Genomic DNA, 24,733 nt, shown 5'->3' with positions numbered 1-24,733 from the left:
TGAAGGAAAGCAGCGGCCGGAAACCCGAAAGAGGCGGCTGCGGCGGGCGCCATAGCAGCCCGGCCGCAGGATGCCAGCGCCGGCCGATCGCGGCCGATCGCCGCGGGGTAGGGCCGATCCGGTTGCAACGGTTAAACGAATGTTTCCGAATGGCTAGGTAGAAGAACATGGGGGGACAAACACGGCGCGATGCGTTTCGATCTGTTTACATTGTATCTGCTGGCGGTGGGCACGCTCGTGCTCAGCGCGGCGCTGACCTATTGGGAGCTGCGCGCGCGTAGCCAGCGGCGGGCCGAATTGCGGCTGCTGACGGCGAGCTACCTGCTGCTCGCCACGGGCTGCGCGATCGGCGGACTTCGCGGGCTGCTGCCGGGCGTGATCGGCGCCGCCATGGGCAATCTGGTGATCGTCAGCGGCTATCTGCTGCTCCTGAACGCTGTCGCGCTGTTCAGCCGGCGCCGGCACGTCCGTGTGTCGATCGCACTATGGGCGGGGCTTGCGTTCGCCTGGCTGGTCGGCGGCGCGCGGCTGGAGGCGACCTTGTGGAGCTATCTCGGCGGTATCCCGATCGTTGTGGCAAGTGCGCTCACCACCTGGGAGATGATCCGTGCCCGTGCGCTGCGCCCCTTGCGTGCCCGGCGGCTGGTGGTGGCAATCCTCGCCGTCCATAGCCTGTTCTATGCCGCGCGCGTCGTGGTGCTGCCGCTGCTGGTCGCGCGTTATGGTGCACCGGCGCTGGCCTTTGCGGGCATGCTCACCATGTACGAGGGCGTGCTGTATTCGGTCGGTCTGCCGATGGCGCTGCTGTCGATGATCCGCGAGGAGGCGCACCGCCAGCTGCTGGAAAGCTCCAGCACCGATTTCCTCACCGGGCTCGGCAACCGACGCTGGTTCTTCGACCAGGGCGAGCGGCTGTTGCGGGCCCGTGACGGGCAGGGCAGCGCGGCGCCCGCGTCGCTGCTCGCGTTCGATCTCGATCATTTCAAGGCGATCAACGATCAGCACGGCCATGCCGCGGGCGATGCGGTGCTGCAGATATTCGCCGACACCGCCCGCGCGACGCTTGGCCCGGATGCGGCGGTGGCGCGGATCGGGGGCGAGGAGTTCGTCGCGCTGTTGCCCGGCTTCGGCCACGGCGTCGCGCGCGATCTCGGCCGCGTGCTGGCCGCGCGTTTTGCCGCCGCCGTGCCGCAGGACCCGCGCACGCCGGGCATTGCGGCGACGGTCAGCATCGGGGTGGCGGAGCAGGACGCGGGGCAGGGGGTTGGCGGCACCAACCTCGGCGAGCTGCTGTCCGCCGCCGATTGCGCGCTGTATCTCGCCAAGGCACGCGGCCGTAACCGTATCGAGACCGCGGCGCCGACGGCGATCCCGGCTGCCGTACCGACCCACACGGCGCCGACGCTCGTCATCGCCGGCTAGGCGAGGTACAAACCCGTTGGGGCGCCTTGCCTACCCGGGAGCACGAGCATCACCTTAACGATCCGCCCCGCCACCATCGAGGACGAAGCGCCGGTCGTCGCGCTGTGGCGATCCTGCGGGCTGATCGTCAGCCACAATGATCCGGTAGCGGATTTCCGCTTCGCGCAGACCGGCGACACGTCCGCGATCCTATTGGGAGAGCAGGGCGAGGTAATCGTCGGCGCGGTGATGGTGGGGCACGACGGGCACCGCGGCTGGCTCTATTACCTCGCCGCCGCGCCCGACCGGCGGGGCCACGGGGTCGGGCAATCGATAGTCGAAGCCGCCGAGCGCTGGCTTGCCGCCCGCGGCGTGCGCAAGGTGCAGCTAATGATCCGCCCCACCAACATCGCCGTGGCGCGCTTCTACGATCGCCTCGGCTATGCCGAGGAGCCGCGCGTCGTCACGGCCAAGTGGCTGACGCCGCCGGCCTGATCGGCATGCCGGAAAAATAGACCTGGGCCGGGCGGCGAAAGCGACGCTCATGCCGCTGGCGTCCGCTATCCAAAGTGGAAGCCATAACATTTTGCCTGGCGCGCAGCGAGATCGGGCGCGCTGCACCGTGCTGCCGGCAAGCCCGTTGTGAAAAGATCGGCGACCCGTCGCGAAAGCGCCGGGATGCGGCTGCGACTTTGTCTACGTCATGGTGCTGCCGCGCGCCCGTGACCGTCACGTGTGACACTCTGCCTGCGCGCCCGTCGGCAAAGTGTCACGAGTGACAAAAGCGACGCCGGCACCGTGCGCGGCGGCGCGGTGGGCAGAACAGGGATTCACCTTTGGTTCCGCATGTGCTTGATTCGCCGGCATGACCGCTGCCGCCGCCACCCGCCCCGATCTCGGCTCGATCCTTGCCGCGCTTGCCGCCGCCTCCAGCCGCCCGCGCTATGCCTTCATGGTGCTCGGCCTCATTGCCGAGGCGGCGCGCGCCGATGGCGAGGCGGGGCCGTGGGTGCAGGTGCCGGCGCCCGCGCGCGACAGCGGGGCAGGGGTGGAGCGTGTCTCGCTACGCGATTGGCTCGCCCGCCAGCTCGTGCCGCTCGCCGCGCGCGATCGCCGCCGCGCGGACCTGCGCGCGCGGGTCGCGGCGCGCATCGGCAGCAGCGATCCCGATCGGGTGGAGGCGGCGCTGGCCGAGGAAGCGCTGGCGATCGGCAAAGCCAATGTCAGCCGCGCGGTTTCCGATCTGGTGCGCGCCGGGCTGGTGCGGCGGCATTATGCCGGGCGGATCACCGATCATTGCAATCGCGGCGGGCGCCGCCTGGCGGTGTATCGCGTCGACCCCCCGGTGCTGAACGCGATCCGGTCCCGCGCCACGTTGGTGTGATAGTCCGGGGTGCGGGCAGGGCATGATGCGCCCGGCCCGATCCCCCCAAGTCCCGTCCGCCACGGCTACGACACGCCTGCCCATGCGGCTCGGCGCACCGCACAAGGCTTGCGTCACCGCGTCCCCCCCGACTACCTCCATTCGTAACATTGCGTTGCCACCTTTCGGCGGCGTGCCGCGTTTCCCGTCGGCTGCTAATCGCGAAAAGAGGCAAGTCTTGAAGGCCACGATTGTGTCGTTCCAGGAAACCTTGCGCGCGACCGGCGCCTGCGGGGCCCGGATCGCGGCGCTGGATTGGTCCGCGACCCCGCTCGGCGCGCTGGACGCCTGGCCGGTCAGCCTGCGCACCGCCGTGCTCACCATGCTGCGCTCCCCCGTCGCCATGGCGCTGTTGTGGGGCGAGGCGGGGATCATGCTGTACAACGATGCCCAGGCCGGCTTCGCCAGCGGCGGGCAGCGCGCCGGGCTGGTCGATCATATCGGCGTGCCGGTGCGCGAGGCGTGGCCGCAGGTGGCCGAGTTCAACACACATGTGCTGTCGGTGGTGCTCGCCGGCGGGGCGCTGAGCTACCACGACCGGCAGCTGACGCTGGATCGCGACGGCGCGCCGACGCCCGCCTGGGTCAATCTCGATTATTCGCCGGTACCCGACGACGAAGGATGTCCGGCGGGTGTTCTGTGCATCGTCAAGGATACCACCGCGCGCAAGCAGAGCGAGCGGCAGCTGCGCGACAGCGAGACGCGCTTTCGCCTGATGGCCGATGCCGTGCCGCAGATCACCTGGATCACCGACGCGCAGGGCAGGGCCGAGTTCTTCAACAAGCATTGGTTCGATTACACCGGCGCCGATAGCATGCCGGCGGATCCGGCTGCCCTGTCGCAAAACTACGTGCACCCCGATGATGCCGCCGCGACCATGGCGACCTTTGCCGAGGCGTATCGCACCGGCACCAGTTTCGAAACGGAGCATCGCATCCGCTCCGCCACCGGCGACTATCGCTGGTTCCTGGTCCGCGCCGAGCCGTATCGCGATCCGCGCACCGGGCGGCTGCTGCGCTGGTTCGGCGCCTCGGTCGACATCACCGATCGCAAGCGCGCGGAAGAGGCGCTGACCGCGCTCAACGCCGATCTGGAGCATCAGGTGATCGCCCGCTCGCGCGAGCGCGGGCTGGTGTGGCAGCACAGCATGGATCTCCTGTCGGTCGCCGATACGGAGACGGGCGTGTTCGATGCGGTGAACCCGGCGTGGCAAAAGGCGCTGGGCTGGCCCTTGGAAGAAGTCGTCGGCCGGCGCTTCATGGATTTCGTCCACCCGGACGATCGCCGCGATACCCAGGCGGCGGTGCAGGATCTGCGGCGCGGCCATGCCGTGCTGCACTTCGAGAACCGTTATCGCACGCGGGACGGGGGCTGGCGCTGGCTGTCGTGGGTCGCGGTGCCCGAAGGGGGCAAGCTGTATTGCGTCACCCGCGACATCACCGCCGAAAAGGAACGCCAGGCCGAGCTGGCGGCGGCGCAGGACGCGCTTCGCCAGGCGCAGAAGATGGAGGCCATGGGCCAGCTGACCGGCGGTGTCGCACACGATTTCAACAATCTGCTCGCTCCTATCGTCGGCTCGCTCGATCTGTTGCAGCGGCGCGGGCTGGGAACGGTGCGCGAACAGCGGCTGATCGCCGGTGCGATCCAGTCGGCCGAGCGCGCCAAGACGCTGGTGCAGCGTCTCCTCGCCTTTGCCCGTCGCCAGCCGTTGCAGGCGGTCGCGGTAGATATCGGCGAGCTTGTGGCGGGGATGGGCGACTTGGTGGCGAGCACCACCGGCCCCGCGATCAAGGTGGAGGTGGTAACCGCCGACGACCTGCCGGCCGCCGAATGCGATCCCAACCAGCTCGAAATGGCGCTGCTGAACCTCGCGGTAAACGCGCGCGACGCGATGCCCGGCGGCGGCACGTTGCGCATTGCCGCCTCGGCGGAGGCGGTCGGCGCCGGCCACCGCGCACAATTGCCGCCCGGATCTTATGTCCGCTTGTCGGTCGCCGATAACGGCATGGGCATGGACGAAGCGACGCTGGCCCGCGCGATCGAGCCGTTCTTTTCCACCAAGGGGGTGGGGAAGGGCACCGGACTTGGCCTGTCGATGGTGCACGGCCTCGCCTCGCAACTGGGTGGCGCGCTTACCATCCGCAGCCGGCTGGGACTGGGCACCGACGTGGAATTATGGCTGCCGCGCAGCGCCGCGGCGCCCGAGCGCGCGTCCGCGGTGCACCTTGCGGCGCGCGTGCCGTTCCCCGGCGGGCAGGTGCTGTTGGTCGACGACGAGGCGGCGGTGCGCGCCACCACCGCCGACATGCTGCTCGACTTGGGCTACCGGGTGACGGAGGAAGGCTCGGGCGAGGCGGCACTGGCGCGGATCGAGCGCGGCGAGCCGTTCGACTTGCTCATAACCGATCACCTGATGCCCGGCCTCACCGGCGCCGAGCTGGCGCGGCGGGTATGGCGCCGCCACCCGGAGATGCTCGTGCTGCTGGTGTCGGGCTATGCCGAGCATGACGACGTCGGCCCCGAACTGCCGCGACTTACCAAACCGTTTCGCAAGCAGGAACTCGCCACCCGCCTGTCGCAGCTCGCCCGCTAGGGGCGCACCGAGCCGCGGGTTACGCTGCGGCTATTCCGCCGATCCAGGTGCCGCGTGGTTTTAAATCTGCGTCCAACCACACAAGGTCCGCCCGCATCCCCGGATGCAACGCGCCGCGATCGGTGAGTGACAGGAACGCCGCCGGCGCGCCCGCCGCCATGGCCGCAGCCTCGGCGATACTCACCCCCAGCAGCCCCACCGCGTTGCGCACCGCGCTGGCCATGTCGAGTGCAGAGCCGGCCAGGGTGCCGTCTTCCTCCATGCACACGCCATCGACGATGCGGATCGTCTTGCCCTGCAAAGTGAAGCTCGTCGCATCGGTTCCCACCGACGCCATCGCATCGGTGACGAGCATGAAGCGATCCCGCGGCCGCGCCGCCAGCGCAATGCGCAGCGCGGCGGGCGCGACATGCTGGCCGTCGACGATCAGTCCGGCGTAGATCTCCTGGTTCTCGATCGCCGCGCCGACCACGCCGGGCGCGCGATGGTGCAGCGGCGACATGGCGTTGAACAGGTGCGTCACGCCCGTCACGCCCGCGTCGAAGCCCGTGCGCATGGTCGCATAATCGGCATCGCTATGCCCGGCCGACACGATCACGTTCGCGGCCGAAAGTTTCCGGATAGCGGCCGGCGTCGTCATCTCCGGGGCCAAGGTGACCATGGTCCGCCCCGCTTTCAGCCCGCTCAACAGCGCGATCGCGGCATCGTCCAGCGTCAGGAACCGGCTCGCGTCATGTGTCCCCTTCTTCGCCGGATTGAGAAACGGCCCCTCGATATGGATCCCCACCACGCCCGGCACACCGTCCGCGATCGCCTGCTCAACGGCACGCATCGCCTGGTCCACCCGGTCCAGCGTGTCGGAGATCAGCGTCGGCAAAAAAGCGGTTGTGCCGAAGCGCGCATGCGCCGCCCCGATCGTGGCGATCGCCGCGACGCTCGGCTCATCGTTGAATAGCACGCCCCCGCCGCCGTTCACCTGCGTATCGATGAAGCCGGGCAACAACCACCCGCCGCCCAGGTCGATGTATCGCGCACCCGCCGGCGCCTCGACCACGATCCGCCCGTCCACCACATGCAGTTGATCGGCGGTGCGGCCATAGCCGGTCATCACCGTACCGTTCTCGAAAACGAGCGCGCTCATCGCGTCTCCGTCACCTTCTTCAGATGCGGCGGCGCATCCGGGTCGATCCCGCGCGCCAGCGCCAGCTCGTTCGCCATGCGGTAGAAGCTCTGGATCATCAGGATCGGCTCCAGCGGCGCGGCGGTGGTGATCGCGGGCAGGTTACCGCCGCCCGCCGCGTCCGCCAGCATGGTTAGTGCGCCCCGCTGGCTGAACTGCGCCACCGCGCTGCGCACCGCATCACCCGACATGTCGGCCGTGGCAAAGGCGAGCACCGGAAAGCCGCGCCCGATAATCGCCATCGGCCCGTGGCGCACCTCGGCGGCGGAAAACGCCTCGGCATGCAAGCCGCAGGTTTCCTTAAATTTTAACGCCGCCTCCTGTGCAATGCCGAAGCTATGCCCGCGCCCCAGCACGAACAGGTTGGTTGCGCCCAGCAGGCGCGTGCGCGCCGCGCTCCAGTCGAGATCAAATGCGCGCGCCATGGTGCCGGGCAGCACGGCGAGCTGCTGCGACAGGCGATCGTTGCGCGACCACGCCGCCGCGAGGGCGGCCTGAGCCGCAAGCGCGGCGATAAACGACTTCGTCGCCGCCACCGACCGCTCCGGTCCAGCGCACAGCGGCAGCAATTCGTCCGCCAGTTCGGCCAGTGGCGAGCTTTCGTCATTGACCAGCGCCACCACGAACGCGCCCGCCGCCTTGTAGGCGCTGACGCTGGTGAGCAGGTCGGGGCTGCGACCCGATTGTGAGATGGCAAGGCACAAGGCGCCTTTCGCGCGCAGCGGCACGCCGAAGATCGACGCGACCGACAGCGCGGCAGAGGAGACGGGCGTGCCCGTCATCGTCTCGAAGAGATATTTGCCATAGGTCGCGGCGTGATCGGAGGAGCCGCGTGCACAGGTGACGACGAACGGCGGCGGGTTGGTTCGCAGCCGCGCGGCGATGCGATCGAGTGTCGCGGCGTTGCGTTCAACGAGGCGCGCCACGACAGCGGGCGCTTCCGCCGCCTCGGCATGCATCAGCGTGCTATTGGACGCGCGCACCGGCGTGCGGGTCGACGCCGGAGTCACCACCGCTGCCGGACGGCCGAGCGCGGCGCGCATTGCCGCCACTTCACCCGCATCGGTAACGCGCGACAGCTCGGATTCGAGCCCCAGCTCCACCGCACGGGGCGAGGCGTTGGCAACCGGGCGCGAGCACAAGGCGTGTATCGCGCGCACCCCGGTCGCCGCGACCACCGCGGCGACATTGCCGGGGTGGAGCCCGCCGCCGGCCGAGATCGTCACCCGGTCGTCGGCCAGCCAGCGCATCGTCTTGATCGTCTCCAGCCCCTCGATCGCGGTGCGTGCGCCGCCAGAGGTCAGGATCGTGCCGATGCCCAGCTCGGCGGCGATGGGCACTGCCGTCACCGGATCGGCCAGCAGGTCGACCGCACGGTGCAGCGTCACGGCGAGCCCCGCGGCATGCGCGACCAGCGCCTCGAGCATGGCGATGTCCAGCGTGCTCTCGGGTGTCAGCGCACCGATCGCGACGCCCTCCACGCCAGCCGCGCGTGCCGCATCGATATCGCGGAACATGGCGGTGCGCTTGCGCTCGCCATAGATCATGTCGCCTTCGCGCGGTCGGATCAGCGCGCGCATCGGTACCGGGCAATCGCGCGCCAACCCCAGCAGCCCGGCGGAGGGGCTGAGCCCGCCCAGCGACAGGGAGGAGGCCAGCTTGATGCGATCGGCACCGCCCCCGATCGCGGCGGCAAGCCCTTCCGGGCTGTCGACGCACACCTCCATCAGAACGTCCGGCATCGATCGTGTCCTTTGTTCCGTGCGTCGCAGGCGCCAGGCGCCCCGGTCGATCATCCAAGGTTTCATGGGGTGCCGTCGCGCCGGCGCGACCATCCCCGCGCACGATCGCCGTCGCGGCTATAGCGGCAGGCGGGCATCAGCTTCATCGGGAACACGGTCGAAAATGGCGCATGTGCCGCGGCCCCTTTCACAGCGGAAGAGCGAAATACCGCCGCTACGAGCGCTGCCACCAGATCGTCAATCGCTGCGTCGTTGCATCTGGTATAACCAGGCGCCACGTCAACGGACGCGCGATAACATTTATCCATGTCATGATGGTTTTGGCGCTGGGCCGGCGCAACACCGATATCTTGTTTTAGCGGTGGGGCCGCTGCTCGCGTCGCGGCGGGACCGCGTCGATCCGATCGAGCTTGGAAAGAAGATCGTCGAAATCAGACATATCCTGTACCGGAAAGGCACGCGAGAATCCTGTGCCGAGCACTTCCAGATCACGCTGGGTCAACAGGCCAATCGCAACGATCCGGTTGTCAGTCATTAACCTGAAACGCGTGATAACAATTAAGGTCCCGGCGAATGGCTGTTTTACGCCGCCGCGACGTAAATCAGCCACAATGGCCTACCTCTTGCGCGACTTGCGACTTAGGCCAGCTACACCCATATCAGGTTCATCGGCGGCAGTTCCGATCCGTAGGCGCCGCTGACTGAGAGACCATCGTGCTCCCGCTTACGTGAGGAGACGATCCATTGGATTTGAACGAGCTTTTCTATCGCCATCAGGTGTCGCTGGCGCGGGCTGATGATGCCACCTGCGCCGAGGCGCGTCATTCTCATCGCGCGCTTGCCAAAGGTTATGCTCGCCGCATCGCCGAAGTCCAGGTCGATGCTCGCTCGCCGATGATCGCGCAGTGCAGCGCATGACCGACCCCGTTACGCAGAACGTTGCCTCGGCCGTGCCCTCGCCAACCGAGGAGCCGAAGTCGTCGCGGCCGGCGCGCCGCATGTTCCGCCCCGCGCGTGTCGCCTCACGCCTGTCGGGTGATGAGGCCGAGCGAGAGGGACGCATTGTGCGCATCGCCTTTGCGCGGCTCGGCACGGAGGCCGCGCGCGTATTTCTGAACACGCCGCACGAGGCACTGGGCGGTCGCCCGCTCGATCTCGCTACTTCGTCTGCCGAAGGCGCCGCGGCGGTGGAGCAAACCATCGCTGCCATGCCGCAGGCCGATCCGATCGCGCCCTCTCGCGCCTAGCGTATTCTTTGGCGCGTGGGTAACGCCGCTTTGCCCTATTCGCGCGAGGCGCGCTGGTCGATCCGCGCCGCTTCGCCCGTGTTCGCGCTGACGCCAAGGCCCAGAAGGTCGAACAGCGCACCGTCGAGACCCGCCTGTGTCGCGGGGGAGAGTGCGGCGTTCCAGTTTACCTGCGGACGCAGGAACGCCTTGCTGTAATAGCCGAACAGAAGCGCGCGATCCTCGTCGGCGGTGATGTTGGCGCCCGAGGTATGCCACAGCCGGCCGTCCATGGCGACGACCGACCCCGCCTTGGCCTCGAACGGGCGGAGGTGCGCTGCAGCGTCTTCAGGCACCTCCTCATGCGTGCGCCAGCGGTGGCTGCCGGGAATGAATAGGGTGGCACCATTCTCGAATCGCACGTCGGACAGGCACCAGATGACGTTGACCGCCCAGGCTGCGTGCCACGGCGCCGGCACCACGATCGACTGATCCGAATGGAGCGCCATGGAGCGTGCGCCGGGCCGCGCTATGTTGGCGGTGAAGTTCGATATCAGGAAATCGCGCCCCAATAGCGCGCGCACCAGCGCCAGCGCGTCGGGGTGGCGGATCAGGTCGCGGAAAATCGCGTCATGCTCCAGCAGGTAGAAGACGCGCACGTTGCTGGCGTTAGGGTCCAGCACCGGCATGAAGGTGGCGATCCCCTGCTCTTCGCTGCGCGCGGCCGCAGCGAGGAGCCGGTCGAGCGCAGTACGCGTGGTTGCGGCGTCGATCACGTCGGGGATGACGCACCACCCCTCATCGTGCAGTTGCTGCAATGCCGTGTCGGGCACGCGTGTCGGGCTGTCGGGCGTCATTGCCTCGTCGCGCAGGGCTGTCGCCATAATCACTCTCCTGCCGCGCCGCTTGGTGGACTCGATCAGGCGGCAGGTTCCGCCGAAGCTCGGACAGTGTCAACGCTCGATCGGCAACGCCTCTCCGGCACTGACACCCGCATCGCTGCCGCGCAGATCAACGCTGTCGTCTTCTCCACACCCGATCATGCCAACGGTTGAATCGTGTCGCCAGAAACCGGCGACGGCGACCATCAAGGGCGCGCGGGCAGGTCTGTCGCAACACCGAACATGCGGGCCAAGGTGCGCCGCAGGACATGTCGGTGATCGAGGTCGGCTGAAAGTGCCGGATCGGCCAACCGCGGACAAATGCCGGCAGGGGCACCGCCAGCCAGATGTTCTTCGCACATGACCATCCAATCCGCCGACGCCGCCTCGCCCCGGCGATAGAGGTCGGTCGCCTTGCCGCACAGCTGCGGCATCTGATCGGTGCAGCCCATCGCATAAGCGAGATAGCGAATGTATGGGCGCGGCCAGGCAATGTGGTTTGTATCCATCACGTCGGCAGTAGGTAGATCGTCCGCCAGTGCCGCGCAGCCGCGGCCGTCGATATAATGGTCGTCATTGTGGGTGAAGCAGGCGCGCACGAAGCTGAAGGTGCTCTCACGCAATTGTCTGGGACCGCCCAGACCGTCACGCTGCATGATCCCCAGGAAAGTGCACCCATAAGGACCCATGCCGATGTCCGGCGACGCACACACGCGCGCCATCCGCGCCCGGGCCACTTGATAGTCGCGCAATCGCGGATCGGAAAAGGCGATCTTGCCGGCCTCGTAACAGCCGTAGATCGTTAGCCCGGCCGTGCAGGAGCGATCGTACGCCGCCAATGCTGCGGCTTGATCGTCGCGACGTTCCGCAACAACGCCTTCCTTCCAGCAACTGTCCACGTCATCTACCGGAGCACAGACGGCGGTTGCCATGGGCGAGGACACGCTGCCGGCCGGCGCGGGAACAATCGGAACCGCCAGAGCGATCAACAACAGCGAAAGCCAGCGTATTGATGCCATGTCAGGTGCGCCTCATGCCGTAAAAAATGGCGATCATCGCCACCGTCAGTGGCGCCCAGAAATGGCGCAGGCCAACCGAACTGACGAGCTCGAACCGCTCGCGGCAACTGGTCGTGTTCATGGCGCATCCCAGTGGCACCAGATAAAAGAACCAGACAAAGGTTGCGATGGCGAGCAGGATACCGAACAGCAGCGCGAGCCTCTTCATGCCTCCCCCATTTTCTTTGCCTTCATAAGCGTCCAATGCTCGTGGTCACGGGAGCGTTCACGCCAGTACCAGCCGCTTCGACATGCGATAGTTATGAATGGCGACGCCGTTCCGCGCGAAATCGTTGCGCGCATCCAGCGCAAAGCCGCGGCGCTCGAACAGCGGGCGGGCGTTCTCGCTCGCCTCCACATACAGCCGCGCGATCCCGTCGCGCCGTGCTGCCTCTTCTAGCGCGTGGTAAAGCGCGGCGCCGACACCGGTTCCGATCACGTCGGGGTGACAATACAGGTGATCGAGGTGCCCGTCGGGCTCCAGATCGCCATAGCCGACCACGCGCCCGTCCGCGTCCTCCGCCACCAGAAAGATGCGCCCCGCCGCCTGTTGCAGGTAGCGCGCGGGATCGGCGGGAGCGGGGCTCCAGACGGCGAGCTGCGCGGGCGTGTAATACCGCCCGCCCGCGCCGTGCACCGACGCATGGTATAGCGTGGCAAGCAGCGGCGCATCGGCGGGACGGAACGGGCGGATCAGCATGCAGCTATTTCAGGTGTAGCGCTCAGGACGCGGGGTAGGCGATCTTGAGCTGTTCCAGATAGCTGCGGTACTTGGCCGGATCGTAGTACAGCGGCTTCTGCTGCGGCCGCACCCGCTCCATAATCTCGGCATTGAGGTGGATGGCCGGCTTGTCCTCGGCGGTCAGCAGTGGATCGTATTTCTGGTCTTTGAACTGCACGTCGCGCTGGAACGCCTTGGCCTCGGCGATCAGCGCGGGATTGGTCATCAGGTCGATCACCGTGGCGCTCACCGCCTTGGCGCCCTGCACCGCGCCCTTGTGCGCGATCGGTGTTGCCATGGCGATCGCGGAGAGCACATTGTGGCCGATCATGTTGGGGATGTTGGACGGATAACGCACGGTGATCGTCGGTACCGTCCACATCACGTCGCCGATGTCGTCCGATCCGCCGCCGGTCGATTTCTCGCGCGTGTCGGGTGTGGAGAGCGGAGCGATCTCGCTCGCGAGCGGCTTCAGCTCGCGCGCGTTCGCCTGTTGCACAGACTTTGCGAAGCTCTGGTCGCTCGCGCTCCATTGCGGCATGCCGACCGCCTTGATGTTCGCCCAGGCCGCCTCGGCGAGCGGCTTGTTGCCGTAATTTGGTGCGGCATAGCCTAAAGTGCGCTGCGTCACCGTGGTGCCGGTGCCCATCGCCGCGGCTTTGGCGATCTCGTTCCCCGTCTCGAACAGGTGGCGCACGCTGGCAAAGGCGGTGTCGCGGAAATAATACCAGACGGTGGCGGTGTCGGGCACGATATTGGGCTGCTTGCCGCCATCGGTGATGACGTAATGCGAACGCTGGCTGAGCGGCAGATGCTCACGCCGCATGTTCCAGCCGACGTTCATCAGCTCCACGCCATCGAGCGCGCTGCGCCCCTCCCACGGCATGCCCGCAGCATGCGCGGTTTTGCCATGGAAAGTGTATTCCACAGACACCGCGGCATTGTTGCCCGTGTCGCCCCAGGCGGTGCTGAACTCGTTTGACACATGGGTGAAGATGCAGGCGTCGACGTCCTTGAACAGCCCGGCGCGCACGTAATAGGCCTTGGCGCCGATCAGCTCCTCCGCGACGCCCGGCCACAGCAGCAGGCGGCCCGGGATCTTGTTCTTCTGCATCACCTGCTTGGCGGCGATGGCGGCCGCGATCTGCAGCGGCATGCCCGAATTATGCCCCTCGCCATGGCCGGGGGCGCCCGCCACCTGCGGTTTCAGCTCGGGCGAGCCGGGCACCTGGCTGAGGCCGAGCAGGCCGTCGACGTCGCTGCCCAGCGCGATCAACGGCCCGCCGCTGCCCCAGGTCGCCGTCCAGGCGGTGGGCATGCCGGCGACGCCGCGGGTGATGGTGAAGCCGTGTTTCTCGAGAATGCCGGTCAGATATTCCATAGTCTGGAATTCCTGAAAGCCGGGCTCGGCGAAGCTGTAGACCGAATCCACCATCTCCTGCACCAGCTTCGCCTGTTGTTCGACCCCGGCGATTGCTTCGGCCTTCAGACGGGTATTGGCGGGGGTGGAGGCTGGGGCGGGCGCCGGCATGGCGGATTGGCCAAGCGCGGGCGGTGCGGCAAGCGCAGCGATCAGCGCGGCGGCGATGGTTCGGCTCAGGTACACGGTTCGTCTCCCCCCGGGTTCGTTCAGTCAGGCCTTGTCGTAGTGCAGTTTCACCTTGCCCGCCGCCTCGGCCGCGATGCGGCGCGCGTCGTCTGTCGTTTCGGCGCGGGCGAGCGCCACGCCCATGCGGCGATAGGGCCGCGTCGTCGGCTTGGCGAAGATCCGCACGTCCACCGCGCTGCCCGGCGTCGCCAGCGCCTCGGCGAGCCCTTCGTATCGCACCGTTTCCGACACGCGATCGGCCAGGATCACCGCGGATGCCGCCGCACCGTGACTGGTGATTGCAGGGATCGGCAGGCCGAGGATCGCGCGGGCGTGGAGGTCGAACTCGCTCAGATCCTGCGAGATCAGCGTCACCATGCCGGTGTCGTGCGGGCGCGGCGACAACTCGGAGAAGATGACGTCATCGTCCTTCACGAAGAACTCGACGCCGAACAGGCCATAGCCGCCAAGGTCGTCCACCACCTTGCGCGCCATGTCCTGCGCCGCCGCGATCGCGGCCTCGGACATGGCGGCGGGCTGCCAGCTTTCCTGGTAATCGCCGCGTTCCTGGCGGTGCCCGATCGGCGGGCAAAAGAGGACGCCCTCGCGCGTGCGCACCGTCAACAGCGTGATTTCATAGTCGAAATCGACAAATTCCTCGACGATCACGCGCGCCCGGTCGCCGCGCATGTTGGCGACGGCATAATCCCATGCGGCCGCCAGATCCGCCTCGGCGCGGACCGTGCTTTGCCCCTTGCCGGAGGAGGACATGACCGGCTTGATCACGCACGGCAGGCCGGTATGCGCGGCGCCCGCGCGGACTTCCTCCAGCGTTTCGGCGTAGCGGTAACGCGAGGTGCGCAGGCCGAGATCGACCGCCGCGACCTCGCGGATGCCGTCGCGGTTCATGGTCATCATCGTCGCTCGGGCGGAGGGGACGATGGTGGTGCCGGCGGACTCGAGGTCGGCGAGGACTTCGGTGCGGATCGCCTCCACTTCGGGGACGATGAAGTCGGGGCGGTGCTTGTCCACCGCGGCGCGCAGGCGGTCGGCGTCGAGCATCGAGAACACCTCGCGCGCGTCGGCGAGCTGCATCGCGGGGGCGTTGTCGTAGCTGTCGCAGGCGACGACGTAGCAGCCTAAGCGTTTGGCAGATATAACGAATTCGCGGCCGAGCTCGCCCGATCCGAGAAGAAGGATTGTTGCCGTGAACGCCATGACCGCACCCGTTTTCGTGTCGCTGGCAACAGGAGTGGCCGGAACCGCGCGGCTTGTCCACGGGGGGCGGGGCGCCTAGCACCGGGCAGAAGCTGGGAGAGGATCGATGACGCACGGCCGCCTGCCAAGGGTGCTCGCCTTCGATGTGTTCGGGACGGTGGTGGACTGGCGTGGCCCCATCGCCAGCGAGAGCGGCCTGTTTCTGGAGAAGATTGGCCACGGGCAGATCGACGCCGGCCAGTTCACCGACGACTGGCGCAAGAAGTATCTGAGCGGCATGGCGGCCTACGCCAAGTCGGGTCGCGCCTTCACGATCCTCGACGTGCTGCATCGCGAGATGCTGGAGGCGACGCTGCGCGATCACGATGTCGATCCGGCGACGCTCGACCCCGCGCTGCTGGAGGACTGGACCTTTGCGTGGCGGCGGCTGACGCCGTGGCCGGATACGGTCGAGGGGCTGACGCGGCTGAAACGGCGCTTCCCGATCGTGACGCTGTCCAACGGCAATATCGCGCTGATGCTGGAGATGGCGCGGCGCGGCGGGTTGCCGTGGGACGCGATCATGGGGGCGGAGGTGACGCGGGCGTACAAGCCCGATCCGCGCGCGTATCTCGGCACGGCGGAGATCCTGGGGCTAGCGCCAGAAGACGTGTGCCTGGTCGCGGCGCACCACCACGATCTGGCGGCGGCGCGGGAGTGCGGACTCAAGACCGCGTTTGTCGCGCGGCCGATGGAATATGGCGGGCGGGCGGCGCCCGACGCGAAGCTGGCGCAGGATTGGGAATGGTCGGCTGAGAGCCTGACCGACCTGGCGGATCAGCTCGGCTGTTGAGCGGGTGGGACAGATTGTCCCAGTGACATGAGCAACGCCGCCCCGTAGCGCGGGCGCCGTGCAGCCCATCCGGCTCTTTCTGGCGCAACGTCATCTTGCCGTGCTGCTGCTCGGGGCGGCGCTGCTGCTGAAGCTGCTGGTGCCGACCGGCTATATGATCGATGCGAGCGGCGGGCGGCTGGCGGTGATCGTCTGTCCGGGCGTGGTGCCGGCGCCTTCTAGTGTCAGCCAATCGGCGGGCGGGCATCATCAGATGGTCGGACATCAGGCAGTGGCGGATCACGGCGCGCCGATGAAGCATGACGGCTCGGGCGGGCATGGCCAGGTGGAGATGCCGTGCGCCTTTGCCGGGCTGTCGGCGGCGGCGCTCGGCGCAGTCGATCCGATCCAGCTTGCCGCGCTGATCGCCTTTGTGCTGGCGGTGGGTTTCGCCGCAATGGTGCTGCCGGCGGTGGCGCGGCCGGTTTACCTGCGGCCGCCGCTTAGAGGGCCGCCGGCTTTCCTTTGATATTTGAGGTCTGATCCAGCGGGCTGTTGAGGCAAGCGCGGTCTACCCAATCCCCGTCGTCATGTCGGGCTTGTCCCGGCATCCATGGCGCCGCGAGTTCCATTGAGTCGATCTCGCGGAACAGTGGACCCCGGCACAGGGCCGAGGTGACGTAGTGCGCGGGAGGGGCGGCGCGGCCCGTCACCGGAATCGGATCAGGCTTCATCGTTCGCGCGCCGTGTGGCGCGTCCATGAACTGCGGCTTGCGGGCGCCTGGCGCAGCGGGCCGGTTAAAGGTGTTGTTCCATGTTCCGTTTCCATCTGCTGGCGAGCGCCGCGGCGTCGTGCCTGCTGCCTGCCGTTTCGCTTGCCGCCACGCCGGAGGCGGGCGAGCAGGCCGACCCCGCGATCATCGTCAACGGGCAGCGCGATCCGCTGCAGCTCGACGCGCAGCCGCAGGCCGCCAGCCGCCTTGGCCTGTCGGTGCGCGAGACGCCCGCCAGCGTCGAGGTGCTGACGCAGGACGATCTGCAGGTGCAGGGGCTGCGGACCGCGCGCGAGACGTTCAACCAGGTGGTCGGCGCGATCGCCGGCAACGTGCCGGGCAATCCGGCGGTGGTCTCGATGCGCGGCTTTGCCGGCAACACCGTGTCGATCCTGCAGGACGGGGTGCGCGTGTCGACCTCCACGGTGGTGCAGCGCGACAGCAACAATTGGCATTACGACCGGATCGAGGTGCTGAAGGGGCCGGCCTCGGTCCTGTATGGCGAGGGCGCGCTGGCCGGCATCATCAACAAGGTGACGCGCAAGCCGGTGCTGGGCGAGCGGCGGCTCGACACGCTGTTTTCGGTCGGCAGTTTCGACACGGTGATGGCGGCGGGGGGCATGAACCTGCCGGTGACGGGCACGCTCGCGGTGCGCGCCGACGCGAGCTACCAGCGATCCGACAGCCTGTACGACGTGGAGAATAACGACACCTTCTCCGCCGGGCTGACGGCGAGCGCGCTGTGGCGGCCGAGCGATGCGGTGTCGCTGCTGATCGCGGTGGATCATTTCGAGGATCGCTACGACGCGACCTATCAGGGGCTGCCGCTGATCCCCGGCCAGTATGCGCTGAACCCGAGCGATGCGGTGACGAGCGCCGCCGGGCTGGTCGCCGATCGCGCGCTCAGGCGGCGCAACTACAACCCGGACGGCGCCTATTCGAGCGCGGACGAGACGACGATCCGGTCGCGGCTCGACTGGGCGGTCGGCAATGGCTGGTCGCTGGCGCTGGACCTCACCGCTTATACCGCCGATCGCGCGTTCCTGCTGGCGGACAGCCAGAGCTTCGTCGCGCCGAGCGCCGCCTTTCCCCACGGCAGCTTCCGCCAGAGCTATCAGGATTTCCGCCACGATCACCAATTCTGGAACGCGCGCGGGGCGATCGCCAACGACAGCGTGGTCGCGGGAATGCGCAACCGCTTCACGCTGGGCGTCGAGCATAACGACACCGATTTCGTGAGCCTGCGGCAGCAGGCGCCGGCATCGGCGCTGCCGGCGGTGGACGTGCGCGATCCCGCCGTGGTGCCGCGGCCGACCGGCACCGCGATCTTTACCAGCGGCAACGTGTTGTTCGATTCGAAGCTGCGGCAGACGAGCGTGTTCGCGGAGGATGCGCTGAACATCACGCCCAAGTGGCTGCTGGTCGGCGGAGTGCGCTGGGATCACATGGCGCTGACGCGCGCGACGACGCAGAATTTGTCGGGCGCGGTCGATCGCAACAGCCCGACATTCGATCCGGTGTCGTGGCGCGCGGGGACGAGCTGGGAAGCGACGCCGGGCATTACGCTCTATGCGCAATATACCACTGCGGTGTCGCCGGTGTCGTCGATCCTGCTCGCCTCGATCGCCAACAGCCGGTTCCGGCTGACCAAGGGCCGCGCCTATGAGGCGGGGTTCAAGGCGAGCGGATGGGGCGGGCGCGCGAGCGTGACGGGCGCGGCCTATCGCATCGAGCAGCGCGACATCCTGACGCGCGATCCGGCCAATCCGTCGCTGAGCGTGCAGGGCGGGCGGCAATCGTCGCAGGGGCTGGAGCTTTCCGCGGTGGTGAACCCGGTGAAGGCGCTGCGGCTGTCGGCGGGCGCGTCTTATACCGATGCGCAATATGACGAACTGTCCGAGCTGATCGGTGGGGTGCGCGTCGACCGCGCGGGCAACCGGCCGATCAACGTGCCCGAAACGACGCTGACCGCCTCGGCGCTCTATACGATCGGTGGCACGGTGACGCTGGGCGGGTTCCTGCGCCATGCCGGCGCCTTCTACACCGACACCGCGAACACGATCCGCGTGGCGGGGCATGAGGTGGTGGACGCGAGCATCTCGGTGCCGGTGGCAGCGAATGCGACGCTGACGCTGCGCGGGCGCAACCTGACCGATGCGTTCTACGGCGAGTATTCGGGCTATCCGTCGACCAACGTTTATATCGGCGCGCCGCGATCGTTCGAGCTGTCGCTGGCGACGCGGTTCTGATGGCGGGGGCGGTGCTTCTTGCCGAGCCGCCGGGCGTGGCGCCGCGCGCGGCGGGATCGCGGGTGCGGCTGGCGGTGCGGCGGGTGCATCTGTGGCTCGGGCTGACGCTGGGGCTGCTGTTTGCGGTGATCGGCGCCACGGGATCGGCGCTGGTGTTCTACACCGCGATCGACGCCGCGCTGCATCCGGTGGTGCAGGCGGAAGCGGGCGATCCGCCGCGTGATCTTCGCGGGGACGGCGGCGTGGCGGGAGCAGGGGCGGGGCTGGGCGCCACGCTCGATCGCGCCTTTGCGACCGGCAGCGCGCGCTTTCGGCATCCGGGGGGCAAATGGACCTTCGAGGTGACCGGCGAAGCGGGCGCGATCCCGGCGCGTTATTATCCCGCGGCGATGCCGGGGCATCATGCCGACCGGCTGATGGTGTGGTTCTCCTCCGATGGCGGGCGGATCGTGCGCGTCGCGCCGTGGGGCGGCTATCTGATGAGCTGGATCTATCAGCTGCACATGGAGCTGTTGGCGGGGGAGCTGGGGCTTCAGATCGTCGGCTGGTCGGGGGTCGCGATGCTGGCGTTGCTGGTGTCGGGCGTGATCGCGTGGTGGCCGCGGGGCAGCTGGCGCAAGGCGCTGGCGTTCAAGCGTGAGGCGGCGCCGATCCGGCGGCTGCGCGACCTGCACAAATTGTCGGGCGTGTGGAGCATGGCGCTATTGTTCGTGCTGGTCGCGACGGGGGTGCTGCTGGCGCTGCCGAGCGTGACGCAGGCGCTGCTCGCGCCGGGCACGCCGGCCGTGCCGGTGTCGGCGGCGGTGCCGGCGGGCGGGCGACCGGTGGCGATCGGGCAGGCGCTGGCCGCGGCGCAGCGCGCGCTGCCCGACGGGCGGCTGGTGTTCGTCGACGTGCCGATCGGCGGGACGGCGCCAATCCGCGCGCGCTATCAGGTGCCGGGCGATCCGCATGCGCGCTTTCCGGCGAGCTATGTCTATCTCGACCAGGTGTCGGGGCGCGTGCTGGGGGTGCACGATGCGCGGCGCGGCGGCACGGGCGCGCGGGTGAACCTGTGGGTGCGCACCCTGCACGATGGCACCGTCGGCGGGCTGGCGACGCGGGTGCTCGCCGTGGTCGCCGGGCTGGTGCCGGGGGCGCTGTTCGTCACCGGCCTGCTGCACTGGCTGCGGCGGCGGCGTCAGGCGAGGAGGTGCTCCACCTTGTAGAAGCGCGCGGCGGCGCCGGCGAACAGATCGCGCTTCTCGTCGGCGCTGGCGCCCTTCGCCACCAGCTTGAAGGTGTTCCAAAGCGTGCCGTAATCGGCGCCCCAGCGGTCGACCGGAAAGTTGCTTTCGAACATCGCGCGCGCCGGGCCGAAGGCGTGGATGCACGCCTCGACATAGGGGCGGAACAGGTTGGCGAGCGCCTGCGCGGTGGGGCGGGTGTCTGGGCCGAGATCGCCGAGCTTGCAGAAGGGCATGGCGAGGCCGCCGAGCTTCACGGCGACGTTGGGGCAGGTGGCGAGGTCTTCGATGGCCGCCTTCCAGGTGGCGAAGCGGTCGTCCTGCCGGCCGGCGTAGCGACCGAGGCCGAGCGGGGTGCCGACGTGATCGAGCACGATCGGCTGATCGGGAAAGGCGCGGGCGAGCGCGGTCACCTCGGCGATCTGCGGCTCGAGCACCCAGGCGTCGAAGGTGAGGCCGCGGCGCCCGAGTTCGGCAAAGCCTTCGCGGAAGCGCGGGTCGGCGTAAAGGTTCGCGGGCGCGTGGCCGAGCGGGCCGAGCACCTCGGGATCGGGATCGTGCGCGCCGATGTGACGGATGCCGCGATACCGGCCGTTGCCTGCCGCGATCGAGGCATCCAGCACCGCGCCGACGCGCGCGCCCAGCGTCAGGTCGGCCTGGCCGACGATGCCGGCGCAGGCGCGAAACGGGCCGTAGATGCCGCTGGCCGATTGCGCGGCGACGCCGTTGACGAACTCCACTTCTCCGACGGGCTTCAGCTCCTCGGGGCCGTCGGCGCGGTAGAAGGCGCCGCATTGCAGGAACACGGTGCCGACGACGTTGTGCCCGGCGGCGCGGCAATCGGCGAGCAATTCGTCGAACAGGTAGCGCGGGCTCTGGCGCGTGATGCGGCCGAACGGGTGCGCGATCTCGGGCATGCGCGGCAGCGCGGGGGTGAAATCCCACAGGTGATGGTGCGGATCGATGATCGGCAGATCGGGCTCGATTACGTCGTCGGTCATGGCCATCCCCTCGCATCCGGCGCAGGCTGCCTTCCATGGGCGCCGCTGCCGAACCCGCATTGTGTCGCGCCCGGCGCGCGGGTGCAACCGCTTGGGCCGGGAGGGGTACATAACGGCGGGCGCCCTCCTATCTGGGGCGGCATGAGGCGCCGGCCCTCGGCGCCGCGGCTTTCGCACGGAGAATGCATGACCTATCCCGACACGCAGCTTTTCATCGACGGCGCCTGGCAGGATGCGGCGGACGGCCGATCGCTGGCGGTGCAGAACCCGGCGAGCGGCGCGGAGATCGGGCGGGTGGCGCATGCCGGCCTTGCCGACCTCGACAAGGCGCTGGCGGCGGCGGATCGCGGGTTCGAGGTGTGGCGCGACTGCACGCCGGCCGAGCGCAGCAAGATCCTGCGCAAGGCCGCCGGGCTGATGCGCGAGCGCGCGGGCGACATCGCCGCGCTCTTGACGCAGGAACAGGGCAAGCCGCTGGTCGAGGCCAAGGGCGAGGCGATGGCCGCCGCCGACATCATCGAATGGTTCGCCGAGGAAGGCTTCCGCGTGTACGGCCGGCTCGTCCCGCACCGCTCCAACCTCGCCATCCGGCAGATGGTGGTGAAGGACCCGGTCGGGCCGGTGGCGGCGTTCACGCCGTGGAATTTTCCGATCAACCAGATCGTGCGCAAGATCGGCGCCGGCCTCGCGGCGGGCTGCTCGATGATCGTCAAGGCGCCGGAGGAAACGCCCGCCAGCCCCGCCGCGCTGATCCGCGCGTTCCAGGATGCCGGGCTGCCAGACGGCGTGCTGGGCCTCGTCTTCGGCGAGCCGGCGCAGATCTCCGAATATCTCATCGCCAGCCCGATCATCCGCAAGATCACCTTCACCGGCTCGACCCCCGTGGGCAAGCTGCTGGCGGGGTTGGCCGGCAAGCAGATGAAGCGCGTGTCGATGGAGCTGGGCGGGCATGCGCCGGTGATCATCTGCGAGGATGCCGACCTGGACCTCGCGGTGAAGAGCGTCGGGCGCGCCAAGTTCCGCAATGCCGGGCAGGTGTGCATCTCGCCAACGCGCTTTCTGGTGCACAACAGCGTGAAGGCGGATTTCGCCAAGGCGCTGGCGTCGTTGGCCGAGGGGATCAAGGTCGGCAACGGGATGGACGAGGGGACCGAGATGGGCCCGCTCGCCAACCCGCGCCGGCTCGCCGCGATGGCCGAGTTCCAGGAGGACGCGGTGGCAAAGGGCGCGACGGTGCTGACGGGCGGCGCGCGGATCGGCGACACGGGCAATTTCTGGGCGCCGACGATCCTGGCTGACGTGCCGCTGGAGGCCAAGCTGTTCAACGAGGAGCCGTTCGGGCCGGTCGCGGGCATTCGCGGCTATGACGACCTCCACGAGGCGATCGCGGAGGCGAACCGGCTGTCCTACGGGCTGGCGGGTTATGCCTTCACCCGGTCGCTGGCGAACGCGGACCTGCTGGCGCGGCGTGTCGAGGTGGGCATGTTGTGGGTCAACACGCCCGCGGCGGGCAGTGCCGAGCTGCCGTTCGGCGGGATCAAGGATTCGGGCTATGGCACCGAAGGCGGGCCGGAGGCGCTGGACGCCTATCTCAACACGCGCGCGGTGGTGATCAACAACGTGTGAGGCGCGAGCGGGCGGGCGGCTGACGCAGCTGCCCGCCTGCCGCTCAGCGCAGCAGCATCCAGAGCGCCATGCCGACCATGAACAGGTTTTCGGTGAGCGAAACGAAGCCGAGCGGCACCGCGCTCGATCCGCCGACGCAGGCGCATTTCAGCGCGCGCTTCTCGATGTACACCGCCTTGAACACCGACACCGCGCCGATCCCGCCGATCACGAGCGCGACCGGGATCGACAGCCAGTCGAGCACGCCGGCGGTCATCAGCACGCCCGCCAGCGCCTCGCCGAACGGGTAGAGATAGGCATAGGGCACCCAGCGTTTGGCGAGCAGATCGTAGTTCAGGAACATGGTGGAGAAGCGCTCCACGTCCTGCAGCTTCAGGATCGCCAGCACGCACATCGACAGGCTGACGAACCACATCGCCGCACGCTCGGTAAATGGCGTGCCGAAGGCGGCGGTGCTGACGGCGAGCGCCATCAGCGCGGTCATCGCGAACACCGCGATCACCGGGCGGTAGCTGGTCTCGTCTTTGGCCGGCACGTGCCCGCCGAAGAAACGGACGAGATCGTCATAGCCACCGACCCGCCGGCCATCGATAAAGGTTTGCGGCGTGGTTTTTACATCATGCTCCGCCTTGAACGCGTCCGTCTCGGCGCGGGTGCGCAGAAAATGATCTTCGACGCTGTAGCCGTGTCGTTCGAGCTGCCATTTCGATTTCACGCCATAGGGGCAGGTGTGCTCGGGCATCACCATGCGGTACAGCACGGCCGTCTTCTGCCCGGCCGCGGCGCCTTGGGTTTCCTGGGTCATCGGACCTCCTGCGGGCGTCTTGCCCGGTGTGTGACCCGCCCTAGATAGGGTGCGTACCATGGTACGGAGTCAAGAGGCGCCAAGCGATGAGCATGACGATCGGCGGGCTGGCGAAGGCCGGCGGGGTGGGGGTGGAGACGGTGCGCTATTACCAGCGCCGCGGGTTGCTGCCGCTGCCCGAGCGGCCGGGGGCAAGCGGCAGCGCGGGCGGCGTGCGGCGGTACGACGACGAGGACGTGCGACGGCTGCGCTTCATCCGCGCGGCACAGGGCGCGGGCTTCACGCTGGAGCAGATCGCCGCGCTGCTGCGGCTCGATGCGACCGAGGAGCGCGCCGCGGCACGCGCGCTGGCGCGGCAATGCCTCGACGATCTCGACCGGCGGATTGCGGAGCTGGACGCGGCACGCGGCTGGCTCAGCCGGCTGGAGGCGGATTGCGCCGAGGGTGGGGCGGGGCCGTGCCCGATCCTGGCGGCGTTCGAGCGGTGACGGGCGCGGGTGTGCGCCCGAGTCACATTGCTCCGTTAGATGGCCGGGTCGCCATTCTCGTGTCGGGGGTGCAGCCTGGCGTAGCAATAGAGCGCGCCGAGGATCAGCAGGACGCCCAGTATCGCGATTTGAAGGATGAGCGTGGCGTCGAGATCGGCCCTGATCGCTTGCGAGATGGGCCAGCGCTGTTTCCACGCCAAGTCGGCATCAACGACGATCAGTTCGGCGTCGCTGAGCCCCTGCTGGTAAAAGGTCAAGGCGAGGTACAGCACGGCTAAAGGTTGAGTAAGAACTTTGGACAGCGTCTCCGGGCTGCGTGGTACCGTGAGCACGAACCCAATAGCTCCGTAGATCAGTACGACAGCGAATGCGCCGATATGCAGCATGTTCATCACGAGAGCCCTTCGCCAGCAAACAGCGCCCGGGCGCGACAACGACCCGAGATTGCCCGACCATAATTCGCGGTGCACCCGACGCAATCGGCGCAGTGGCGAAAAGGGTGAGCTACCGTGTGGTCTTCGATGCACCTCGCGGTCGCTCGGGCACGCAGATCGTCTACGTGCGGAATGCGTTCTTGTGTTGGTGACGGTCGCATGAGAGCCAAGACGGCATGCATTCCAGCCTCAAGCTCCTTGTCCTGTTCCTTCTTGCCGCGCTGTTCTGGCTGGGCGTGGCGCGGGGGTCGGGGGTGGGCGAGCCGTGGGATGCGGCGGGGTATTGGAC

General features: G+C 68.2%; 24 protein-coding genes. 12 read left to right on the top strand and 12 right to left on the bottom strand.

The window, feature by feature from the left end; all coding sequences use genetic code 11:
- Positions 1-189 precede the first annotated feature (189 nt).
- The 4 genes from SPDO_RS14375 to SPDO_RS14360 all read left to right on the top strand — a co-directional run bounded on the left by SPDO_RS14375 (position 190) and on the right by SPDO_RS14360 (position 5,417).
- Complete coding sequence (locus tag SPDO_RS14375; protein ID WP_088368212.1) at positions 190-1,422, top strand: GGDEF domain-containing protein; 1,233 nt, start codon at positions 190-192, stop codon at positions 1,420-1,422.
- 48 nt (positions 1,423-1,470) lie between these two features.
- A complete protein-coding gene (locus SPDO_RS14370) occupies positions 1,471-1,896 on the top strand; it encodes a GNAT family acetyltransferase (RefSeq protein WP_088368211.1) in 426 nt (141 codons plus the stop codon).
- Positions 1,897-2,266: 370 nt separating this feature from the next.
- Positions 2,267-2,785, top strand: coding sequence for a hypothetical protein (locus tag SPDO_RS14365; protein WP_088368210.1), 519 nt, complete (start codon positions 2,267-2,269; stop codon positions 2,783-2,785).
- Between the two features lie 217 nt (positions 2,786-3,002).
- Positions 3,003-5,417 (top strand): PAS domain-containing hybrid sensor histidine kinase/response regulator, encoded by a 2,415-nt coding sequence (locus SPDO_RS14360; RefSeq protein WP_245829524.1) that lies wholly within the window; start codon positions 3,003-3,005, stop codon positions 5,415-5,417.
- Between the two features lie 19 nt (positions 5,418-5,436).
- On the opposite strand, the gene nagA is transcribed toward SPDO_RS14360, so the two are convergent.
- The 3 genes from nagA to SPDO_RS14340 form a co-directional block, all read right to left on the bottom strand.
- Positions 5,437-6,558: an N-acetylglucosamine-6-phosphate deacetylase gene (gene nagA, locus SPDO_RS14355; protein WP_088368208.1), complete on the bottom strand. Its 1,122-nt coding sequence runs from the start codon at positions 6,556-6,558 to the stop codon at positions 5,437-5,439.
- Positions 6,555-8,339, bottom strand: coding sequence for a copper homeostasis protein CutC (locus SPDO_RS17330; RefSeq protein ID WP_158212203.1), 1,785 nt, complete (start codon positions 8,337-8,339; stop codon positions 6,555-6,557). Before SPDO_RS17330 ends, nagA begins: the two co-directional genes overlap by 4 nt.
- Before the next feature lie 355 nt (positions 8,340-8,694).
- Entirely contained in the window at positions 8,695-8,949 is a 255-nt protein-coding gene (locus tag SPDO_RS14340) for a hypothetical protein (protein WP_245829522.1), read from the bottom strand.
- 134 nt (positions 8,950-9,083) lie between these two features.
- Here SPDO_RS14340 and SPDO_RS16980 point away from each other — a divergent pair, with 134 nt between their 5' ends.
- Both SPDO_RS16980 and SPDO_RS14335 read left to right on the top strand, forming a co-directional pair.
- Positions 9,084-9,257 carry a hypothetical protein gene (locus SPDO_RS16980; protein ID WP_169716272.1) on the top strand — a complete coding sequence of 58 codons (174 nt, stop codon included), beginning with the start codon at positions 9,084-9,086 and terminating at the stop codon, positions 9,255-9,257.
- Entirely contained in the window at positions 9,254-9,586 is a 333-nt protein-coding gene (locus SPDO_RS14335; RefSeq protein ID WP_088368204.1) for an antitoxin Xre/MbcA/ParS toxin-binding domain-containing protein, read from the top strand. Before SPDO_RS16980 ends, SPDO_RS14335 begins: the two co-directional genes overlap by 4 nt.
- A gap of 35 nt (positions 9,587-9,621) precedes the next feature.
- On the opposite strand, the gene SPDO_RS14330 is transcribed toward SPDO_RS14335, so the two are convergent.
- The 6 genes from SPDO_RS14330 to purT form a co-directional block, all read right to left on the bottom strand.
- Positions 9,622-10,449: a phytanoyl-CoA dioxygenase family protein gene (locus SPDO_RS14330; protein WP_088368203.1), complete on the bottom strand. Its 828-nt coding sequence runs from the start codon at positions 10,447-10,449 to the stop codon at positions 9,622-9,624.
- Between the two features lie 203 nt (positions 10,450-10,652).
- Complete coding sequence (locus tag SPDO_RS14325) at positions 10,653-11,465, bottom strand: hypothetical protein (protein ID WP_088368202.1); 813 nt, start codon at positions 11,463-11,465, stop codon at positions 10,653-10,655.
- Between the two features lies 1 nt (position 11,466).
- Entirely contained in the window at positions 11,467-11,673 is a 207-nt protein-coding gene (locus SPDO_RS14320; protein WP_088368201.1) for a hypothetical protein, read from the bottom strand.
- Positions 11,674-11,730: 57 nt separating this feature from the next.
- Complete coding sequence (locus tag SPDO_RS14315) at positions 11,731-12,204, bottom strand: GNAT family N-acetyltransferase (protein ID WP_088368200.1); 474 nt, start codon at positions 12,202-12,204, stop codon at positions 11,731-11,733.
- 22 nt (positions 12,205-12,226) lie between these two features.
- Positions 12,227-13,756, bottom strand: coding sequence for an amidohydrolase (locus SPDO_RS14310; protein ID WP_088368278.1), 1,530 nt, complete (start codon positions 13,754-13,756; stop codon positions 12,227-12,229).
- A gap of 102 nt (positions 13,757-13,858) precedes the next feature.
- Positions 13,859-15,031, bottom strand: a complete 1,173-nt coding sequence (gene purT / locus SPDO_RS14305) for a formate-dependent phosphoribosylglycinamide formyltransferase (RefSeq protein ID WP_088368199.1) — start codon at positions 15,029-15,031, stop codon at positions 13,859-13,861.
- Positions 15,032-15,137: 106 nt separating this feature from the next.
- Between purT and SPDO_RS14300 the strand changes: the two genes are divergently transcribed.
- From SPDO_RS14300 to SPDO_RS14285, 4 genes are all read left to right on the top strand, one after another.
- On the top strand, positions 15,138-15,863 hold the full coding sequence (locus SPDO_RS14300) for a haloacid dehalogenase type II (RefSeq protein ID WP_088368198.1): 726 nt from the start codon (positions 15,138-15,140) through the stop codon (positions 15,861-15,863).
- 58 nt (positions 15,864-15,921) lie between these two features.
- Positions 15,922-16,371 carry a hypothetical protein gene (locus tag SPDO_RS14295; RefSeq protein ID WP_245829520.1) on the top strand — a complete coding sequence of 150 codons (450 nt, stop codon included), beginning with the start codon at positions 15,922-15,924 and terminating at the stop codon, positions 16,369-16,371.
- Positions 16,372-16,656: 285 nt separating this feature from the next.
- Positions 16,657-18,864, top strand: a complete 2,208-nt coding sequence (locus SPDO_RS14290; RefSeq protein WP_088368197.1) for a TonB-dependent receptor — start codon at positions 16,657-16,659, stop codon at positions 18,862-18,864.
- On the top strand, positions 18,864-20,072 hold the full coding sequence (locus SPDO_RS14285) for a PepSY-associated TM helix domain-containing protein (protein WP_088368196.1): 1,209 nt from the start codon (positions 18,864-18,866) through the stop codon (positions 20,070-20,072). The genes SPDO_RS14290 and SPDO_RS14285 overlap by 1 nt, the downstream gene beginning before the upstream one ends.
- On the opposite strand, the gene SPDO_RS14280 is transcribed toward SPDO_RS14285, so the two are convergent.
- Positions 20,045-21,091 (bottom strand): amidohydrolase family protein, encoded by a 1,047-nt coding sequence (locus SPDO_RS14280; RefSeq protein ID WP_088368276.1) that lies wholly within the window; start codon positions 21,089-21,091, stop codon positions 20,045-20,047. The two genes, SPDO_RS14285 and SPDO_RS14280, sit on opposite strands and share 28 nt — an antisense overlap.
- Before the next feature lie 186 nt (positions 21,092-21,277).
- Between SPDO_RS14280 and SPDO_RS14275 the strand changes: the two genes are divergently transcribed.
- Positions 21,278-22,717, top strand: coding sequence for an NAD-dependent succinate-semialdehyde dehydrogenase (locus SPDO_RS14275; RefSeq protein WP_088368195.1), 1,440 nt, complete (start codon positions 21,278-21,280; stop codon positions 22,715-22,717).
- 43 nt (positions 22,718-22,760) lie between these two features.
- Here SPDO_RS14275 and SPDO_RS14270 read toward each other — a convergent pair whose 3' ends face one another.
- The gene (locus SPDO_RS14270; RefSeq protein ID WP_088368194.1) at positions 22,761-23,522 is read right to left on the bottom strand and encodes a MauE/DoxX family redox-associated membrane protein; all 762 of its coding nucleotides are present in this window, start codon (positions 23,520-23,522) and stop codon (positions 22,761-22,763) included.
- Between the two features lie 86 nt (positions 23,523-23,608).
- On the opposite strand from SPDO_RS14270, the gene SPDO_RS14265 reads away from it, so the two are divergent.
- Positions 23,609-24,010, top strand: a complete 402-nt coding sequence (locus tag SPDO_RS14265) for a MerR family transcriptional regulator (protein WP_169716271.1) — start codon at positions 23,609-23,611, stop codon at positions 24,008-24,010.
- 35 nt (positions 24,011-24,045) lie between these two features.
- On the opposite strand, the gene SPDO_RS14260 is transcribed toward SPDO_RS14265, so the two are convergent.
- Positions 24,046-24,402, bottom strand: a complete 357-nt coding sequence (locus tag SPDO_RS14260) for a hypothetical protein (protein WP_088368193.1) — start codon at positions 24,400-24,402, stop codon at positions 24,046-24,048.
- Positions 24,403-24,733 lie beyond the last annotated feature (331 nt).

Origin of the sequence: Sphingomonas dokdonensis (assembly GCF_002197685.1) — a bacterium.
In the GTDB taxonomy this organism is placed as follows: Bacteria; Pseudomonadota; Alphaproteobacteria; order Sphingomonadales; family Sphingomonadaceae; genus Sphingomonas; species Sphingomonas dokdonensis.
This window is presented reverse-complemented; position numbering and strand designations above follow the sequence as displayed.

What these genes read in the sequence shown, in the direction of transcription:
- purT (WP_088368199.1), bottom strand. Translation starts at nt 15,031, where the DNA reads ATGGCGTTCACGGCAACAATCCTTCTTCTCGGATCGGGCGAGCTCGGC.
- SPDO_RS14335 (WP_088368204.1), top strand. Translation starts at nt 9,254, where the DNA reads ATGACCGACCCCGTTACGCAGAACGTTGCCTCGGCCGTGCCCTCGCCA.
- SPDO_RS14325 (WP_088368202.1), bottom strand. Translation starts at nt 11,465, where the DNA reads ATGGCATCAATACGCTGGCTTTCGCTGTTGTTGATCGCTCTGGCGGTT.
- SPDO_RS14280 (WP_088368276.1), bottom strand. Translation starts at nt 21,091, where the DNA reads ATGACCGACGACGTAATCGAGCCCGATCTGCCGATCATCGATCCGCAC.
- SPDO_RS14275 (WP_088368195.1), top strand. Translation starts at nt 21,278, where the DNA reads ATGACCTATCCCGACACGCAGCTTTTCATCGACGGCGCCTGGCAGGAT.
- SPDO_RS14330 (WP_088368203.1), bottom strand. Translation starts at nt 10,449, where the DNA reads ATGGCGACAGCCCTGCGCGACGAGGCAATGACGCCCGACAGCCCGACA.
- SPDO_RS14300 (WP_088368198.1), top strand. Translation starts at nt 15,138, where the DNA reads ATGACGCACGGCCGCCTGCCAAGGGTGCTCGCCTTCGATGTGTTCGGG.
- SPDO_RS14290 (WP_088368197.1), top strand. Translation starts at nt 16,657, where the DNA reads ATGTTCCGTTTCCATCTGCTGGCGAGCGCCGCGGCGTCGTGCCTGCTG.
- SPDO_RS17330 (WP_158212203.1), bottom strand. Translation starts at nt 8,339, where the DNA reads ATGCCGGACGTTCTGATGGAGGTGTGCGTCGACAGCCCGGAAGGGCTT.
- SPDO_RS14310 (WP_088368278.1), bottom strand. Translation starts at nt 13,756, where the DNA reads ATGCCGGCGCCCGCCCCAGCCTCCACCCCCGCCAATACCCGTCTGAAG.
- SPDO_RS14375 (WP_088368212.1), top strand. Translation starts at nt 190, where the DNA reads ATGCGTTTCGATCTGTTTACATTGTATCTGCTGGCGGTGGGCACGCTC.
- SPDO_RS14270 (WP_088368194.1), bottom strand. Translation starts at nt 23,522, where the DNA reads ATGACCCAGGAAACCCAAGGCGCCGCGGCCGGGCAGAAGACGGCCGTG.
- SPDO_RS14320 (WP_088368201.1), bottom strand. Translation starts at nt 11,673, where the DNA reads ATGAAGAGGCTCGCGCTGCTGTTCGGTATCCTGCTCGCCATCGCAACC.
- nagA (WP_088368208.1), bottom strand. Translation starts at nt 6,558, where the DNA reads ATGAGCGCGCTCGTTTTCGAGAACGGTACGGTGATGACCGGCTATGGC.
- SPDO_RS14315 (WP_088368200.1), bottom strand. Translation starts at nt 12,204, where the DNA reads ATGCTGATCCGCCCGTTCCGTCCCGCCGATGCGCCGCTGCTTGCCACG.
- SPDO_RS14265 (WP_169716271.1), top strand. Translation starts at nt 23,609, where the DNA reads ATGAGCATGACGATCGGCGGGCTGGCGAAGGCCGGCGGGGTGGGGGTG.
- SPDO_RS14365 (WP_088368210.1), top strand. Translation starts at nt 2,267, where the DNA reads ATGACCGCTGCCGCCGCCACCCGCCCCGATCTCGGCTCGATCCTTGCC.
- SPDO_RS14285 (WP_088368196.1), top strand. Translation starts at nt 18,864, where the DNA reads ATGGCGGGGGCGGTGCTTCTTGCCGAGCCGCCGGGCGTGGCGCCGCGC.
- SPDO_RS14260 (WP_088368193.1), bottom strand. Translation starts at nt 24,402, where the DNA reads ATGAACATGCTGCATATCGGCGCATTCGCTGTCGTACTGATCTACGGA.